This window comes from Prevotella sp. oral taxon 475 (genome assembly GCF_018127805.1).
Classification (GTDB): domain Bacteria; phylum Bacteroidota; class Bacteroidia; order Bacteroidales; family Bacteroidaceae; genus Prevotella.
Genome location: NZ_CP072334.1, coordinates 2,052,414 through 2,070,518 on the forward strand (window position 1 = coordinate 2,052,414; position 18,105 = coordinate 2,070,518).

At 51.2% G+C, this 18,105-nt stretch carries 12 protein-coding genes; 2 read left to right on the forward strand and 10 right to left on the reverse strand.

All coding sequences use genetic code 11. The features are described 5' to 3' along the window. The first annotated feature begins 71 nt into the window (after positions 1-71). Together J5A66_RS08095 and J5A66_RS08100 are read left to right on the forward strand one after the other, a co-directional pair. Complete coding sequence (locus tag J5A66_RS08095; RefSeq protein WP_211790131.1) at positions 72-1,523, forward strand: peptidylprolyl isomerase; 1,452 nt, start codon at positions 72-74, stop codon at positions 1,521-1,523. Beyond that, positions 1,520-3,217, forward strand: coding sequence for an OstA-like protein (locus tag J5A66_RS08100; protein WP_211790132.1), 1,698 nt, complete (start codon positions 1,520-1,522; stop codon positions 3,215-3,217). Before J5A66_RS08095 ends, J5A66_RS08100 begins: the two co-directional genes overlap by 4 nt. 261 nt (positions 3,218-3,478) lie before the next feature. On the opposite strand, the gene J5A66_RS08105 is transcribed toward J5A66_RS08100, so the two are convergent. The 10 genes from J5A66_RS08105 to J5A66_RS08150 all read right to left on the reverse strand — a co-directional run bounded on the left by J5A66_RS08105 (position 3,479) and on the right by J5A66_RS08150 (position 18,074). Further along, on the reverse strand, positions 3,479-4,432 hold the full coding sequence (locus tag J5A66_RS08105) for a DUF6261 family protein (protein WP_211790133.1): 954 nt from the start codon (positions 4,430-4,432) through the stop codon (positions 3,479-3,481). Between the two features lie 683 nt (positions 4,433-5,115). After that, positions 5,116-6,471 (reverse strand): dihydrolipoyl dehydrogenase, encoded by a 1,356-nt coding sequence (gene lpdA, locus J5A66_RS08110; RefSeq protein ID WP_211790134.1) that lies wholly within the window; start codon positions 6,469-6,471, stop codon positions 5,116-5,118. Further along, the gene (gene gcvPB, locus J5A66_RS08115) at positions 6,458-7,939 is read right to left on the reverse strand and encodes an aminomethyl-transferring glycine dehydrogenase subunit GcvPB (RefSeq protein WP_211790135.1); all 1,482 of its coding nucleotides are present in this window, start codon (positions 7,937-7,939) and stop codon (positions 6,458-6,460) included. Before gcvPB ends, lpdA begins: the two co-directional genes overlap by 14 nt. Then, a complete protein-coding gene (gcvPA, locus tag J5A66_RS08120; protein WP_211791482.1) occupies positions 7,939-9,270 on the reverse strand; it encodes an aminomethyl-transferring glycine dehydrogenase subunit GcvPA in 1,332 nt (443 codons plus the stop codon). Before gcvPA ends, gcvPB begins: the two co-directional genes overlap by 1 nt. Positions 9,271-9,466: 196 nt before the next feature. Continuing rightward, entirely contained in the window at positions 9,467-9,847 is a 381-nt protein-coding gene (gene gcvH, locus J5A66_RS08125; protein WP_211790136.1) for a glycine cleavage system protein GcvH, read from the reverse strand. 38 nt (positions 9,848-9,885) lie between these two features. Beyond that, positions 9,886-10,977 (reverse strand): glycine cleavage system aminomethyltransferase GcvT, encoded by a 1,092-nt coding sequence (gene gcvT, locus J5A66_RS08130; RefSeq protein WP_211790137.1) that lies wholly within the window; start codon positions 10,975-10,977, stop codon positions 9,886-9,888. 4 nt (positions 10,978-10,981) lie between these two features. Beyond that, positions 10,982-11,956: a lipoate--protein ligase gene (locus J5A66_RS08135; protein WP_211790138.1), complete on the reverse strand. Its 975-nt coding sequence runs from the start codon at positions 11,954-11,956 to the stop codon at positions 10,982-10,984. A 696-nt stretch (positions 11,957-12,652) separates the two neighbouring features. After that, positions 12,653-13,861 carry a bifunctional 3,4-dihydroxy-2-butanone-4-phosphate synthase/GTP cyclohydrolase II gene (locus J5A66_RS08140; RefSeq protein ID WP_211790139.1) on the reverse strand — a complete coding sequence of 403 codons (1,209 nt, stop codon included), beginning with the start codon at positions 13,859-13,861 and terminating at the stop codon, positions 12,653-12,655. 57 nt (positions 13,862-13,918) lie between these two features. After that, the gene (locus J5A66_RS08145; protein ID WP_211790140.1) at positions 13,919-15,826 is read right to left on the reverse strand and encodes an LptF/LptG family permease; all 1,908 of its coding nucleotides are present in this window, start codon (positions 15,824-15,826) and stop codon (positions 13,919-13,921) included. A 649-nt stretch (positions 15,827-16,475) separates the two neighbouring features. Beyond that, entirely contained in the window at positions 16,476-18,074 is a 1,599-nt protein-coding gene (locus J5A66_RS08150; RefSeq protein ID WP_211790141.1) for a leucine-rich repeat domain-containing protein, read from the reverse strand. Positions 18,075-18,105: the final 31 nt, after the last annotated feature.

Genomic DNA, 18,105 nt, shown 5'->3' on the forward strand with positions numbered 1-18,105 from the left:
CTTTGCCTTCTTAGGCATTTCGTCCACAGACGACGACTCAAAATCAAAACATCGCAATCCATTTCACAAGAATGAAAACAAGAACAAAGATATTCTGCGGACTTTCTGCCATGATTTTGGCAGTAGTCCTTTCTGCCCATGCCAAACAAGGCGCACGGCGCACGGCGGCAGACAACGATTCTACTCGAACTCCCAGCGTAGCCAAGGAAAATCCCGTGGTGCCCGAGACCAGCGTGATAGACGAGGTGATTTGGGTTGTGGGCGACGAGCCCATCCTCAAATCCGACGTCGAAGCAGCCCGACTGCAAGCCGAAGCCGATGGGCATAAGTTCAAAGGCAACCCCGACTGTTCCATCCCCGAGCAACTGGCCGTTCAGAAGCTATTCCTCCATCAAGCCGCCATCGACAGTCTGGAAGTAAGCGAGTCGGACATCTCACAAGGCATCGAAGACCAAATCAACTACTGGATACAACTCATCGGTTCGAAAGAAAAGCTTGAAGAATATCGCAAACAAAGCGTCTCGGAAATGCGGCAGGCCATGCACGACGACTTCAAAAACAACCGCCTCATCACCATGATGAAAGACAAGCTCGTGGCCGACGTAAAAGTATCGCCCGCCGACGTGCGTCGCTACTTCAACGCCCTACCCGCCGACAGCATCCCCCTCGTGCCCACCGTAGTAGAAGTAGAAATCATCACGCAGAACCCCAAGGTGCGGCAAGACGAAATCAACCGCATCAAAGACCAACTCCGCGAATACACCGACCGCGTGACCAAAGGCGAAACCACCTTCGCCACCCTGGCACGCCTCTACTCAGAAGACCCTGGTAGCGCACGGCAGGGCGGAGAACTCGGCTTCACCGGTCGCGGAACACTCGATCCTGCCTTCGCCGCCGCAGCCTTCAACCTCACCGATCCAAAGAAAATCTCGAAAATCGTCGAGACAGAATTCGGCTATCACATCATCCAGCTCATCGACAAACGCGGCGATAAAGTCAACGTGCGGCACATTCTGCTCAAGCCCCGCATCTCGCAAGAAGAAATCACCAACGCCGAAGCCCGACTCGATTCCATCGCTGCCGACATCCGCAGCGGGAAATTCACCTTTGAAGAAGGAGCCACCTTCATCTCCGACGACAAAGACACGAAAAACAACCACGGGCTCATGGCCTACACCGACCAAGAAAATCGCTCCCTCACCTCCCGTTTCCGCATGCGCGACCTCCCCACCGAAGTCGCCCGTCAGGTAGAAAGCATGAAAGTAGGCGACATCTCCCAGCCCTTCTCCATGGTCAACAACCGCGGGAAAACCGTCTGCGCCATCGTCAAGCTCAAAAGCAGAGTAGAAGCCCACAAAGCCACCATCACCGAAGACTTCCAAGTGATGCGCAACGTCGTGCTCGCCAAAGAAAAAGAAAAGAAACTACACAACTGGGTAGTCAACAAGATCAAGCAAACCTACGTACGCATGAACGATCGCTACAAAGGTTGTGACTTCGAATATCAAGGTTGGGTGAAATGAAACACCTCCACCCCATTCATCCGCATCACAGCAGGCATAGAGGCATCCTCGCATCGCTTCTATGCCTGCTTGCCATAGGTCTGTCGCCTGTTTTTGCAAGTCAGATAGCAGCTCCCCTTTGGCAGCACGCCCCGCATCCTTCACAGAAGAAAACCACCCCTTCGCAGAAACGCCCCACCCCCCGAAAAGGGAAAAAGCCCGTGCCAGACGACCGCGTCTACCTCGTCCACTCCGACGAACTCCGTTACGACCAGTTCGGCCTCGTCCCCGACGCCCAGATCGTCAAAGGAAAAGTACAATTCCACCACCAAGGCGCGCGGATGTGGTGCGACAGTGCCTACTTCTACCAGTCGACCAACTCCTTTCGCGCCTTCGGACACGTGCGCATGCAGCAAGGCGATACCCTCTCGCTCACCTGCGACCGCGCCTACTACGACGGACAAGGCCAGATGATGGAAGCCCGGCAGAACGTCATCCTCAAACACCGCGGCCAAACCCTCCACACCGACAGCCTCAACTACGACCGGCTCTACAACAACGCCTACTTCTTCGAAGGCGGAACCCTCACCGACAAAAACCAAAAACTCGTCGCCGATTGGGGGCAATACAACACCCAAACCCGCCAAGCCTCCTTCTACTACAACGTCAAAATGCTCGACGGCCAGCGGCTCATCACCACCGACACCCTCCACTACGACACCCGCACCTCGCTGGCCCACGTCACCGGTCCCTCGAGAGTCACCTCCAAAGCCAGCACCATCGACACCCAAGACGCCTACTTCAACACCCACACCGACCAAGCCCAGCTCTTCGGTCGCTCCACCGTCAACGACCAAGACAAAACCATCACCGGCGACAGCCTCTACTACGACGACCGCACCGGCCTGAGCCACGGTCACGGCCGCGTCGTCTACGTCGACAAGCACAACCACCACACCCTGCACTGCGAGCACATGGAATACAACGAAAAAACCGGCTTCGGCTTCGCCACCGGTCGCACCCTGGCCAAAGACTACTCACAAGGCGACACCCTCTACGTCCACGCCGACTCCATCAAGCTCTACACCCTCCACCTCAACACCGACACCGTTCAGCGTCACATCCACGCCTACCACCACGTCCGCGCCTACCGCACCGACCTACAAGCCGTCTGCGATTCCCTCGTCATCACCACCCGCGACTCCTGCCTCACCCTCTACCGCCACCCCATCGTCTGGAATGCCAACCGCCAACTCACCGGCCAGCGCATCAAAGTCTACCTCCAAGACAGCCTCCTGCGCGAAGCCCGCGTTCTGGGGCAAGCCCTCTCCATCGAGCAGCTCCCCGACAGCCTCCATTACAATCAAATCTCCTCGCGCGACATGTACGCCTACTTCACCCAAGGCGTTCTACGTCGAAACGACGCCATTGCCAACGTCCGCACCGTCTATTACACCATGGACGAAGCCGACAGCACCCTCATCGGCCTCAACTACCTCGAGACCGACACCCTCCGCCTCTACCTCAACCCACAGAAAAAGCTCCAGAAAATCTGGACCTGCAAATTCGAAGCCACCCTCTACCCCATGACCCAAATACCGCCCACCAAGCCCAAACTCGACAACTTCGTCTGGTACTCCGCCATCCGCCCGCGCCACAAAGACGACCTCTTCGAATGGCGCCCCTACTCTCCCTCCGTTTCTACCCTCCCCTAAGTGAGAGGGATGGAAGCTCCGTTGAAGAATTGGCGAGAAGAATAGAGGCCGGAACGAAAAGAGAACTGATATGCACAGCGCATATCAGTTCTCTTTTCCATTTTTCCAATCTTTTGTGCAGTGCAATCCACCCTGCCAACGATACACAGAGAGAAAACAAGGCCGTAGGTCCTGGTCTGTTGAAATCTCTCCTGTTAGGGATGAGAATCAAGCCTTTTCTCTCCGATCCTTTTCACTTTTGAGAATCGACCTGATGGATTCTTAAACCTCAACAAATCCATCCTCTGTCATTTTCACATAGAGCCGCCTGTTGTTCCTCCGATCCAATAGCTCATAGGTGCGAACCTTCCCCCTATTTCGAATTTTCCCTGTGATATGGAGCGAACCCTCGGGCAATCCCACTTTTTCTTCATACACCCGTAGAGCCACCGCCCATTCCTTGCGCAGTTCGATGGCCCGACGCTCCCGGGCACTACGTTGCTGCGCATTGATAGCACGCTGCGTCGTTTTGAAATGTTTAATTTCAGCATTCAGATGGTCCACCAACTTTTCGATCATTTTTTGGTCGTCTTCTACAGAGCTATGCACATAAGCAGCCTCGATGAGTCGGCAAACAGCATTGAAAATCTGGTCTGTATAGAGGCGAATGTCTTTCATGGTGGGCAAACGCAGTTGGACCAATTTTTCCTGCCGTTTTAGGAAGAGTTTTTCATAAGCCTCATTCAGCTGTTTGAGTTTGCCTACTGTTGAACTAAGTTGCAGCACAGAAAGCTGCGCGGTCATTGGCTCCAAGTCTTTGAGCAAGCTACAAATATAGCCCGTCTCTGCGTCGAATGTTTCGCTCTGTATTCCTCTGTAATTTCCGATAGAATGATAGAGCAACATCGCCGCTTGGGCCACTTCCTCGATGGGCGACTTTCTTTGCGCCTTAATCAGCTCGAGAATGTTCGACACCACTCGGTCGCGCTCCTTATCGATCTTGTGCATCTCATCCAATTCAACCGTTTTGAGTGATTGCTTCACAGCGTCGGTCTCCAACTCGATGAACTCAGCCCACTCCGTCATTAATCGTTCAGGCACTCCGATTTTCTTTCCATTTTCCCGCTTGACCAAGGCATAAACCTGATTTTGAAACTGCACATGCAACGCACCGCTAAGCCTATTAGCATTAGCCGACAGAATCTTCACCATTTTGGGAAGCCATAATTCTTTCATCAACACTTTCATCTTCTATTTTATTTAAGGATTCAACATTTGCTTGTCAAAAGGTAGATCATGATATAGCCCTAACTATTTTACTGAAATAGATTTTCAGCTTTTTTCTGTTTAAAATTGAAATGCTATCGAAACATCGACCATCTCTGCGCAAAAATAGTTTTTTCCTGTCAAAGTTCCAAACATTTTTGTAAATAAATATTTTTCGTTATATAAAATGCTGCAGTTTGAATAGCAAAAAAGTTTTTCATACAGAAAATCACAGATTTTGTGCATCAAAAAAGCTTTTCATGCAGAAAATCACAGATTCTATGCATCAAAAAAGCTTCTTATACAGAAAATCACAGATTCTGTGCATCAAAAAAGATTTCTATGCAGAAAATCACAGATTCTGTGCATCAAAAAAGTTTTTCATACAGAAAATCACAGATTCTGTGCATCAAAAAAGTTTTTCATGCAGAAAATCACAGATTCTGTGCATCAAAAAAGTTTTTCATGTAGAAAATCACAGATTTTGTACATCAAAAAAGCTTTTCATGCAGAAAATCATAGATTCTGTGCATCAAAAAAGTTTTTCATGCAGAAAATCACAGATTCTGTGCATCAAAAAAGTTTTTTCTAACAAAAAAAGAGAATGCCCTCTGTGCGGAGTGCATTCTCTTCTCAAAAAATGGATTGACTGCTTAAGGCCTGAGGGCCATGTCTTGCAAAATCTCGCTCAAGGTGGGATGCGTGTGGACGATGTCGCCCAGACGGTCGAGGGTGGCCCCGAGGTTCATGAGTACGGCTACTTCTTGCGCGATGAAGGCGGCGTGCTCGCCATAGAGGTGGCAGCCCAAGAGGGTGCCTTGCTCGTCGGTGAGAAGCTTGATCATCCCTTCGGTGGCGTTGCCGGCATGGGCTTTGCCATTGGAGCGGTAATAGCCTTTGTGGCAGCGATAGGGGGTTGCTGCCTCTTTGCATTGGTCTTCGCTCAGGCCTACGCTTCCGGCTTCGGGATGGGTGAAGATGGCGGCGGGGATGAGGTCGAGGCGGATGCGATCGGGGGTGCCCAGGATGTGGTTCACGGCTCGGAAGCCTTGGAAGATGGCGGTGTGGGCGAGCATCTGCCGTCCGTTCACGTCGCCGATGGCGTAGACGCCGGGCACGTTGGTTTGCAGATTCTCGTCGGTGGAGATGCCTGCGGGGCTGTGGCGGATGTCGGTGGATGGGAGGTGGAGACCTTCGATGTTGGGCTTGCGTCCGGTGGCCATCAGGATGATGTCGGCATCGATGAAGGCGGCTTTGCCTTTCTTTTCGTAATGCAGGCGTAGGAGGCCTTCGTTTTTCTCGATGCGGCTCACGGCAGACTGGAAGGAGAAGTCGATGCCGCGCTGTTCGAGTTGTTTGCGCAGGCGTTTGGCGATGTCGCTGTCTAAAGCCGGGAGGCATTCTTTGAGGTATTCGACGACGCAGACTTCACTGCCCAAACTGCGATAGATGCTGGCGAACTCCATTCCGATGACGCCTGCGCCGATGACGCAGAGGCGTTGGGGGATGCGGGGGAGGTCGAGCAGCTCGGTGGAGGTGAGCACGCCGGGGAGGTCGATGCCTTCTATGGGTAGTTGTTTGGCGGTGGAGCCGGTGGCGATGAGGATGTTGTCGGCGGTGATTTCTTGGTCGTCGACGACGATGGTTTTGTTTCCGGAGAAATGGGCTTTGCCTTTTAGATAGGTGATTCCGGGCATGGCCATGATTTGTTCTACGCCTTGACGCAGCCGGTCGATGATGGCTTGCTTGCGGTCGATGATGGCCGGCATGTCGATGGAGAAGTCGGTGCTGGATAGGTGGATGCCGTAGGTGGCGGCGTCTCTGATGGTGTCGGCCACTTCGGCATGCTTACACAGGGTTTTTGTGGGGATGCAGCCGCTGTTGAGGCAGGTTCCTCCGGCGTCGTGGGCTTCGATGATGGTGACTTGAAGCCCTTTTCGTGCGGCGTATTCGGCTGCTCTGTACCCTCCGGGACCGCTGCCGATAATGATGAGGTCAGTCTTTGTCATGAATGAGTTGCTGATAGGTGGTGATGGGATGTTTGGCTGCTAAGACGTCGTCGACCCGACCTACGGGGGTGGTATGTGGGGCCGATGTGACTTTTTGAGGTTCTTGGGCGGCGTCTTGGGCAATCTTTCGCATGGTGTCGATGAAGCCGTCGATGGTAGATTTGCTTTCGGTCTCGGTGGGCTCGATCATCATGGCTTCGTGAAAGAGCAGGGGGAAGTAGATGGTGGGGGCGTGATAGCCGTAGTCTAACAGGGCTTTGGCTACGTCCATGGTTCTGACTCCGGTTTGTTTGTCTTTGAGTCCATCGAAGACGAATTCATGTTTGCAGAGTCCGTCGATGGGCAATTCGTAGACGTCTTTGAGGGATTCTTTGATGTAGTTGGCGTTCAACGTGGCCAGCGGTCCTACCATTTTGAGGTTCTCTCGGCCCAAAGTGAGGATGTAGGTGTAGGCTTTCAGGAGTACGCCGAAGTTGCCAAAGAAGGAGCCTACGCGCATTTCGCTGCCATCGGGCGAGAGTAGGCAGTGTTTTTGCTCTACGTCGAACTGCCCGTCTTTGAGGATCACTCGCGGCGAAGGCAAGAATTGCTCGAGGCCTTTGCGCACTCCGACGGGACCGGCACCGGGCCCTCCGCCTCCGTGTGGCGTGGAAAAGGTTTTGTGAAGGTTGATGTGCATCACGTCGAATCCCATGTCTCCGGGACGACATTCGCCCAATAGGGGGTTGAGATTGGCTCCGTCGTAGTACATCAGTCCGCCGCAGGCGTGCACCATCTCTGTGATGACGGGTATATCCTTCTCGAAGAGTCCGAGTGTGTTGGGGTTGGTCATCATCATGGCTGCGATGCTGTCGTCTAAAAGTCGTCGGAGGTCTTCTGTATCGACGGTTCCCTGAGGCGTGCTCTTCACTTCTACTACTTCTAAACCGCAGACAGCTGCCGATGCGGGATTGGTTCCGTGGGCCGAATCGGGAACAATCACTTTCGTGCGTTTGTAGTCTTGCCGACTGTTATGATAGGCCCGAATCATCATCAGACCCGTCAGTTCGCCTTGTGCCCCCGCAAAGGGATTGAGCGTAAACTCGTACATGCCGGAGAGTTCTGACAAAGCTTGCTGCAAACCGTAATACACCGCCAACGCACCTTGACAAGTGGACACGGGCTGCAAGGGGTGTAGGTCGACAAAGGCGGGCATACTGGCCACTTCTTCGTTGATGACGGGATTGTATTTCATCGTGCAACTGCCCAAGGGATAGAAACCGTTGTCTACTCCGAAGTTGTTACTGCTTAGGTTGGTATAATGTCTTACCACCGTCACTTCATCGCATTCGGGGAGCTGGGCATCGGTTGTTCTCCGCAGGTTGGCGGGTAGTTCATGGCGTTCGATCTTGCTTTTGGGCAAGCTATACCCCCGTTGTCCGGTGTGGGAAAGTTCGAAAATCAAGTTCCCGTATAGTCTGTTGTTCATTATTTTGGGGATGAAAGGGTTGCTGATTGTACGAGTTGGTCGATGTCTTCTTTGGTATGCTTCTCCGTTACGGCAAACATCACGGTGTGGCTGTCTATTTTGATGCCGCCCAGAATGCCTCGCTGAAGCAGTTGTTGTTGCAGAACATCGACGTCTCCATCATATTTCACACAGAATTCGTTGAAGAAGGGTTGATTGAAAGCAGGCGTAAAATGCCCCGACCCGATCAGTTGGTCGTATAAATAATGTGCTCCGTCGCACGACATCTGGGCCGCTTCTTTCAGTCCTTCCTTACCCATCACACTGAGATAGATGGTGACAAACAAAGCCATCAAACTTTGATTGGAACAGATATTAGAGGTGGCTTTCTCGCGTCGGATGTGTTGTTCGCGGGCCTGAAGGGTGAGAACAAAGACGCGTTGCCCTTTGTTGTCTACCGTTTTCCCGACAATCCGCCCCGGCATCTTCCTCATGAGCTTCTCCGTACAGCACATATAACCTACCGACGGACCGCCGAACGACATGGGAATGCCCAACGACTGCCCATCGCCCACAGCAATATCGGCTCCCAATTCGGCCGGAGTTTTCAGCAGAGCCAGGTCGGCCGGGTTGGCATTCATGATGAACAGAGCCTTTTCGTTGTGGCAGATGTCGGCCCATCCTTCGTAGTCTTCCACGATTCCGTATTTATTGGGTTGCTGAACGATCACTCCTGCCACGCCGCCTTGCTTGAGTTCGTCGACAAGAGCAGAGCGGGAGGTGACACCTTCTTCGGCCTCCACCACGTCGACACGGATAGATTGGAAGTGAGCATACGTCTTGATGACAGCGAGAATCTTCTCATCGACGGTCTGCGACACCAGCACCCGATCGGCTTTCTTGGCCGAAGCCACAGCCATCAGTGCCGCTTCTGCCGTAGCAGTGCTGCCATCATACATCGACGCATTTGAGATCGGCATTCCCGTTAGTTCTGCCATCATGCTTTGAAACTCGAAGATGTAGTGCAACGTTCCTTGCGAAATCTCCGCCTGATAGGGTGTATAACTGGTGAGAAACTCCGATCGCGCCACGAGATGTGGGATGATCGAGGGTGTGTAATGGTCGTAAACGCCGCCGCCTGCAAAGATGGTGAGCTGTTGATTCTTACTTCCCAATTCGCGAAAGAAGTTTCTGATTTCCTGTTCCGACATCGCTTCGGGCAGATGATAGTTTCTTCTGAACCGAATTTCCTCGGGAACCTCTTTATATAAGTCGTCGAGCGAACCGATGCCAATTCGGCTCAGCATCTGCTCAACGTCTTCTTCTGTATGCGGGAAAAACTTATATTGCATCATACTTTGGGTTGAAGTATTTTCTAAAAAAGACAAAGTGTTTCTTTGAGAAAGCCAAAATGTTTCCTAAGAAAAGGCAAAGCAACTCTTGAAAGAAGACAGAATACCTCTTTGAAAAAGGAGAAACATCTCCTTCAGAAAGGGGAAACGCCCTCTTGAAACAAAAGAAGAGCCTTTTCTTGAAAGGGAAGAGAGCCTATTGATTACAAAATTCTTCGTAGGCTTTTGCATCCATCAAGCCGTCCAACTCGGTTTTATCAGACAGCTTCACCTTCATAATCCAATTTTCGAAAGCATCTTTGTTGAGCAGTTCGGGAGCATCTTCGAGGGCCTCATTGGTCTCAACGACGGTTCCGCTCACAGGAGAAGTAAGGTCGCTTGCCGCCTTTACGCTTTCAACGGCTCCGAAATCTTCTCCTGCTTCCACTTCATCGTCCACGTCGGGCATATCGACATAAACCACATTTCCCAATGCTCCTTGTGCATAATCGGTGATACCGATGAAAGCATAGTCTCCTTCTACACGTACATATTCGTGCGACTCGCTGTAATAGAGCCCTTCAATAAATTTTGCCATAAGGTTTTTACTTTTTTATAGGGTTTGTTATTCGTATTTTATTTCTTATAATGTTTGTCATAGAACTTCTTCTTGACGATGGTCCCGGGGAAGGTTTTCTTTCTGATTTGCACTTCTACGTCGGTGCCCAAAGCAGCATATGCACTGTCGATGAGAGCCATACACACGCTTTTATCTACAGAGATGGTATGGTATCCGGTGGTTACCTCGCCTATCATCTGTCCATCTTTCCACACCGAATAGCCATTTCGCGGAATCGCTTTATCGTGAAGCTCGATGCCCACCAGTTTTTTTTGCACGCCCTCGCCCTTCTGACGGGCAACGGCTTCTTTGCCAATGAATTCTGGTTTGTCGAGTTTGCAAAACATACTGAAGCCCGCCATCACCGGAGAGATGTCTTTGCTGAGTTCGTGACCGTACAAGGGCAGTCCCACCTCAAAGCGAAGCGTGTCTCGACAGCCCAATCCGCAAGGTTTGCACTGTCCGCTGGCCATGAGTTGGTCCCAAAGCTGACGTATCAAGTCGTGCGAACCATAAATTTCAAAGCCGTCTTCACCGGTATATCCCGTACGACTGACGATGGCCGTTCCCTGCTTTTCGTCAATGGTTTTGGCCGTATAGAACGCCAGTTCTTTGCAAGGAATGCCCAACACGGTCTCCATCACCTCCTCGGCTTTGGGTCCTTGCACGGCGAGCTGCCCGTAGTAGTCGGAGCAATGATCGATGGTGACATCCAGTCCGTCGCTGTTTTGTCTCATCCAGTCCACGTCTTTATCGATATTGGCTGCATTGATCACGATAAAAAACTCGTTCTCTCCCATCTTGTAAACCAGCATATCGTCTACCGTTCCGCCGTCGGGATAGAGCATCATGCCATAGAACACCTTTCCGATGGAGGCTCCTGTCACATCATTGGTAAAGATGTGATTGACGTATTTCTCTGCATCGGGCCCTGTGACATAGACTTCGCCCATGTGCGAGACATCGAATACGCCGCAATCGCCTCGCACGGCGTTGTGCTCTTCGGTGATAGAAGTGTACTGAATGGGCATTTCAAAGCCCCCGAAGGGTTGCATCAACGCCCCGAGCGCGGTGTGCTTGTCATACAGGCACGTTTTTTTATTCTCCATATTCTTAAGGATTGATGATAAGCTTGATAAAATCTTCTTTCTTCAGGTTCATGATAATGTCGTCCACTTTGGGTGGCAATGCCTGCCGAACGGCTTCTTCGGTGTAGGGAATGTTCTTGAGCAACTCGAGAAGACGGTTGTCTATGTCGCCCGTGAGGAAGAAGTCGCCCATCACATTCACGGCTTTGATGATGCCATTCTTGAGTTCGATGCGCACTTCAAAGTCGCCAACGTTCTCGATTCGCCGATGATGAACCACCGAATAGCGGGGGTTGCTGCCGTAGATAAACTCGGGCGTAAGATATTCGCGCTCGATTTCCTCTACGATACGCACGTCTTCATCCGTCAGTCGGTGGGTTCTCTCGCACAAATCTCTTCTGACAAAGGCCTTGAAGTCTTCCAAAGAGATGTCCGTATAGTCTTTCAGCAGAGCGATGTGCTGACGAACGCTCTTCACGCCTTTGCTCACCAGCTTGGCATCGGTGGGTGTAATGCTGCCCACCATGTTCTCCATATTCGTGTCGTAGAGCATTGTTCCGTGCACGATGCTTCGCCCGGGAATGTGGTAAAAGGCGTTTCCCGACACCTTTTTGCCATCGATGAGGATATCGTTCCTTCCGCTGGCCTTCGCATCTACGCCGAGTTTGCACAGGGTTTGGGTCACCATGTCGATGTAACGCCCAAAGGTGAAGTTCACGTTTTCGTCTTTCGTGATGTAAGAGAACATCACATTGCTCATATCGGCATAAACACAACCTCCTCCGCTCTTTCTACGCACGGTGTTGATGTGGTGCTTCCGACAGTAGTCCAGGTTCACTTCGTTCTCGATGAGCTGGTTTCGCCCAAAGATAACGGTAGGTTCTACTTGCCACATAAAGAAGCAATCGTCTAAGTCGAGGTGCCTGGCAACGAATTCTTCCATCGATAGATAAAAGGTGAGTCGTCGCGTTTCGTCAAAAGGCAGTTCTATATAGATCATAATAAATCGAGGTTTAGGTCTTTTTTACGTTGGTGTCATCAGGTGCGGCGGGAGGCCGCTTGCAGGCGATTGAACGGGCGGACGGCATGTGTCCGCTGTCAAGAGGGAAAGGACCGGTTGAGGCATTGCTCTCCCAACTCTTAGCTTTTGCGGTGTCATCTCTTAGCTTTTGCCTTCCATTTTCTTAGCTTTTGCAAGGCGTTTTCTTAGCTTTTGCGAAGCGTTCTTGTAAGTTCTTGGTTTTCAGTTGATTGTAAAGGTGCTATCGGCATTGAGATTCCGCATCCCTGTTCCTCCGCAAATGTACGACAAAATTGACAGAAAGTCGTACATTTTTTGAAAGAAAATTTTCGGAAATCTGTGTTTATCGGAAATGAGGTCTTTCTCTTGGTCTGTCCGAGCCTCCTCACTTAGAGGAATTCAACAGATCCATCTCTATAAGGTTGTTATGGATGAGCATTGTCAAGACTGGGTGGGCGCGCTTCGCTTGCTCATCCTACCCTATCAACAAGCCCATCGCTACTCGGTTGTTATCGCAGCGTGTGTTTGGAGGTGATTCTGAACTGGGGCAGTCTTTTTAGCATGTAATATGCCATCGAGAAGGTTTCTTTTCTTGTCGTCGAATGGCGATTCTTGAAGTAAGGAGAAAAAAATGCCCCCTATCCGCTGGGGACAGGGGGCGCAGGTGGGGAAGAATCAGAGGTGCAGATGGTGCCCCATCCGTTCTTGTTTGGTCTTTAGATATTTGTAATCATATTCGTTGGGATGCACTTCCAGTGGGATGTTCTCGGCAATTTCCAGTCCATAAGCCTCTAATCCCACGCGTTTCACGGGATTGTTGGTGAGGAGCCGCATCTTGTGCACCTTGAGGTGGCGCAGCATTTGAGCCCCGCAGCCATAGTCTCTTTCATCGGGTTTGAAACCCAAATGCACGTTGGCATCCACCGTGTCGTAGCCCTGCTCTTGCAGTTTGTAGGCCGCAATTTTGTTCATCAGGCCTATTCCGCGTCCTTCTTGCTGCATATAGATGAGCACGCCTTTACCTTCTTGCTCGATCATCTCGAGCGAAAGGTGCAGCTGATCGCCGCAGTCGCAGCGCAAACTGCCCAAGATGTCGCCCGTAGCACACGACGAATGCACACGCACCAGCACCGCTTCGTCTGCCGCCCACTGACCTTTGGTCAGGGCAAAATGTTCCAATCCGTTGCTCACCTGCCGGAAAGGGGTGAGCTGAAAATGGCCGTATTTGGTGGGCATGTCTACCGTTTGCCCCACTTCGATGAGCGATTCCGTTTTCAGTCGGTAGGCAATCATGTCTTTAATGCTGATGAGCTTCAGGTCGTACTTCTGCGCCATTTCTTTAAGTTCGGGCAGTCGGGCCATCGTTCCGTCCTCATTCATAATCTCCATCAGGGCTCCTACGGGATATAAACCAGCCATTCGGCATAGGTCGATGGCCGCTTCGGTGTGTCCGCTCCTGCGCAATACGCCGTTGTCTTGGGCATACAGCGGGTTGATATGTCCGGGTCGGCCGAAGGTTTCAGGCTTCGACGTCGGGTCGGCCAGTGCTTTGATGGTCTCGGCACGGTCGTGTGCGGAGACGCCTGTTGAGCATCCTTCCAGCTTATCCACTGTAACGGTGAAGGGAGTGCCCAGCACCGAGGTGTTGTCAGCCACCTGATGGGGCAGGTTGAGCTCTTTGCAACGCGACAAAGTGACCGGTGCACACAACACGCCTCGGGCATGTTTGAGCATGAAATTCACCTTCTCGGCCGTTATTTTCTCGGCGGCGATAATCAGGTCGCCCTCGTTTTCGCGGTCTTCATCATCTACAACAATCACAAACTTTCCGTCTCTGAAGTCGGCTATCGCTTCTTCAACGCTGTTGAGTGTCAGTTCTGCCATATCATTATCTTTTATTGGTTTCTATATATAATAAGGTGTAACGTATCGTTCGCCCTTTTATCTCGCTCCCGGCTCCATCGAATGGATGGTGCGAACGATGGTTTCGCTGGTCTGGGTGATGACCTTCAGGTCGTGCAACAGACGCAAGCGGAAACGCCACATCCGCAGATACAAGAACAGACCCACGGGGAAAAGCACGGCCGCAACGACGTTCATCCACTGCCGATCGAAAGGTCGGGTGTGCGCTTTCACCGAGAGGATGGGATATTTGTTGAGTTCGGCCAGGATGATTTTGTTGCGTGTGTTCCCCAAATCGTCTATGATGAGCTCCAGTTGTTCGCTCATTTCCTCCACATCGTGGTCGGGATGATATTTGAAAAACACTTGAACAACGCCAGGAGCCTGTTTCAGGTGGTGCGATTGGGCATAGGTTTGCACGCGGTGGTTGAGTTCCACCAGTTGTTCGGCATCGCGTTGGTAGTCGGGATCATTGATGATCACTTCTTTACCGGCCACCTGTCGTTTGATGCGAAGGCCCAAAAGCCTCATCGCCATATGACGATAGGCGTCGAGATTGAACACGACCGAGTCTTTATTGGCTTTGTAAGTAACAAAGACAGCGATAGGGGTGAGGATAGCCGGGGCCAGACTTCGCCCAAACCAAACGGCCCAAATGCCACGCCGGGACATTTGATAGCCGGAGTTGTCGAGGATGTAATAGACGATGAACACCAGCACCGAGACGATAACAGGTATGCCTAAGCCTCCCTTTCGGATGATGGCCCCGAGCGGTGCACCGATAAAAAAGAAGATGAGACACGAGAGAGCAACGGTGAACTTATTGATCGCCTCGATTTCATGCTGCCGAATCATGCGGTTAGCATCCTCGGTTATCATCGTCTTAAACTCCATATCCGACAAGATCGACTGCACTTGTGCCCTCGCACTACCCACCGTTTCCTTCTTTTGCTCGGTGTTCATTCGGTTGAAAAGAGTGTCTATCGGCAGCAATTTCCTGGCTACAGTCTTCACAGCCGCTAAGGAATCCATCCGGTTGAGATGAGCCGTGTGATAATAAGAGGCTTGGGTTTCGCGATAGAAAGCTTGTCCGATGCTGTCGGTCGACCGTCTCAGCGAGTCTAAATCGTGATAAATCTTCACCAATCCCTTTCCTTTGGCATCGCCAGAGAGCAATCCGGCATCGGTCATACTGAAGTCTGCATTGAAGTCGATTAGCATTTTCTTCTCCAAGAAGCTCTCCCTTCGATAAGGAGCAGCGGCATTGCTGCCTACCTCTTGCGATTGATTGGAGAACCATTCGCCTGCCCACAGCGTGAGCAACAGGTGTTTCTTTTCGGCGGTAGACTGCAACATGCCCGAGTCTGCCAGGATAATCTCCGAGTCTTCATAGCTGTTGGACATTCGATAGATCATGATTCCGTAAAACTTACCCGTCTCCAAGTCTTTCTTTTGCACGTAGATGTTGCTGTTGGGAATACCGTCGTAGAACACGCCTTCCGGGATTTCGAGCTCCGGACTCTTCTGTTTCATCGAGATCAACAGCTGTGCGATCTTGATGGTAGACCGCGGTCCGATTTCGTTTTGAAAGATGAAAGAGGCGAAGCTGATGGCAATGCTGATGAAAATCAGCGATCGAAACGATCGCATCAACGAGATTCCGGCAGCCTTGATGGCGGTTAGCTCACTGCTCTCGCCCAGATTGCCAAAAGTGATGAGCGAGGAAAGCAGAATGGCCAAAGGCAAAGCCTGCGGTACCATCATCAATCCCATGTACCAAAAAAACTGTGCCAGAATCTCCATCGACAAACCTTTGCCGATCAAGTCGTCGATATATCGCCACAGAAACTGCATCATCAGCACGAACTGGCAGATGAAGAAGGTTCCGAAAAACAGCAATCCAAACTGTTTAGTAATAAAGATGTCGAGTTTTTTTATCCTAAGCATCTTGGCGATTCGGGCCGTTTCATATGGCATACAAGCCCGTCAACGTGCAAAATTAGTACAAAAAAATAAGATTTGCGCCTACGAAAGACTTTTTATCAAACGCCCTTTCCCATGCGCTCTCTGCAATCATTGATCTATTCTCAATAATCCATTCTCCATTAAAAACATACCACCCCCGATAGGGTTGTTATGAAGGAGCATCGCTTCAACAAGATCGCTGCGCTTCACTTGCTCATCCTACCCTACCAACAGATCTATCCCTACTCCTTACGACCTCCCCCCTTTACTACTTACTACTTTCCCCCTTACTCCTTACTACTCCCCCCTTACTCCTCCATCTCTTAGCTTTCGCACTTCATTTTCTTAGCTTTCGCCCTGCGTTTTCTTAGCTTTTGCACGCCAAAAGCTAAGGTTTTGAAAATCATCTGATAAGAGATGGGTTTTCAATCGATTATAGAGATTGCCCAAAAAACCGTTTCCCGCTTATTGAAAAGGCAGTCTTTACATCCTCACAAAGAAATAGCGATGCCTCGTTTCGAGCTAAATTGAAAAATGCCGGATGGCACCGTTAGGCACCATCCGGCAACTATGGGGTAGAAACGAACCAGACGTCATACGTCCGTTCGTCTTTCTGCATGCGGCGAGAGGGCTATTCCACCAGCACTTTTTTCACCCTGCCATCGCTCATCTTCACGAGGTTGACACCACGTTCAGGGGCCGAGAGGCGACAGCCGGAGAGGTTGTAACGTGCCACTTCCACAGCCTCTGCCTGTGCTTGGGGCACCGTTTGCAGAGCCGTCACCACCTTCAGATCGTCTTCAATGCTATCGAAAGAGAAGTCACTCCAACCCGCTGCTCTCTCATAAGCCTTTTTCGACCCCTTGGGCACATGCAAAGCGAGGGTGGCTCCGAGGAGATTGAACGTCTCGTCGTCGAGCGTTGGCGGTGTTTGGGCAGAGATATTGAGCGTGGTCATCCGGTCGTCCATACAGAATACCTTGGCCCCAATATGGCGAAGGGTAGAGGGCAATGAGAGCGTTTCGAGCGAATAGCAATAAGCAAACGTGCCGTCTTCGATGCGAGTAACGCCCTCGGGCACTTCGATCGTCTCGATATCCGAGTAGTAGAAACACTCTTTGCCTATCTCGCGCACAGTTTTGGGAATGTTGATGTCGGCCACACCGGTGTAGGTAAAGGCATATTTGCCCATTTTTTCAAGACCTTCGGGCAATCGAATGTGGGCCAGTGCCACCTTTCTCTTTTCCGAACTCTTCTTGATGTCTTTGTAAGCATTTCCTCCACCGCACTCTTGGAAAGCTCCGGTAGCCAGTTCGCGCACCGTGGCGGGCACGGTATAAGTCGTTCCGTGCTTGGAGGTGGGATAGCAGATGAGCGTGGTCTGCGCCTTGTTGAAGAGCACACCGTCTACCGAAACAAAGTGTTCGCTGGCCGTCTCTACCTCAATAGAGGCAAGCGCATAGGTAGCGGCAAACGCATCCTCGCCGATCTCCTTGATAGAGGCCGGGATATGGATGCTGGTCAGCTTGGATGCCGTGCCGAAAGCCAGACCTCCGATGCTCTCAAGCGTACCAGGCAGATCGAGTTCGCCCGTTCGATAGACAAAACATTGCAGCAATCGGTTGGTGCGAAGGTCGATGAGAAGCCCGTTATCCACTTTGAATGCCGGATTACCAGCGGCCACCGACACGCTAACGGCTTTTTTGAGGTGAGCAAAAGCACCGTCGCCAATCTGCACAACCGAAGCGGGAATGACAAGATTCTTCGTCTGCACCGTTCCCACAAAAGCCTGTTCGCCAATGCGCTCTAAGCCTTCGGGTAGAGTGATCTCTTGCAACGATCCTACATGAGCAAAGGCAAAGCTGCCGATTTCTTTCAGTGTGGCGGGAAAATAGAAGTTGGTAACGTAGGTTTGACCCTTGAAGCAGTTGTCGGGGATGTGCTCGAGCTGCGCATCATGCAGGTTAATGGAATGCAAACTACCCAAATTGCCGGGTGCAGAGAGGCTGGCGATGAAGCGCATGTCGGCCTCGTTCATCGGTCCTTCTACCTTTAAGCCCTGTATACTGCTGGGGCTGGCGTTATAATAGGCTTGTTCCAGCGTGCCGGGAGCCGTCACTTGCAGCACCACTTGGTTGAAATAGTGGTCGTCTTTCTGTTTGTAGGCTTCTTGCGCCATCGCAATGAGGGCAGTTGTTAACAACAAAAAGAGAGATAAAAATCTTTTCATAAAGAGATTAATTTAAGTGATTGAACATGAT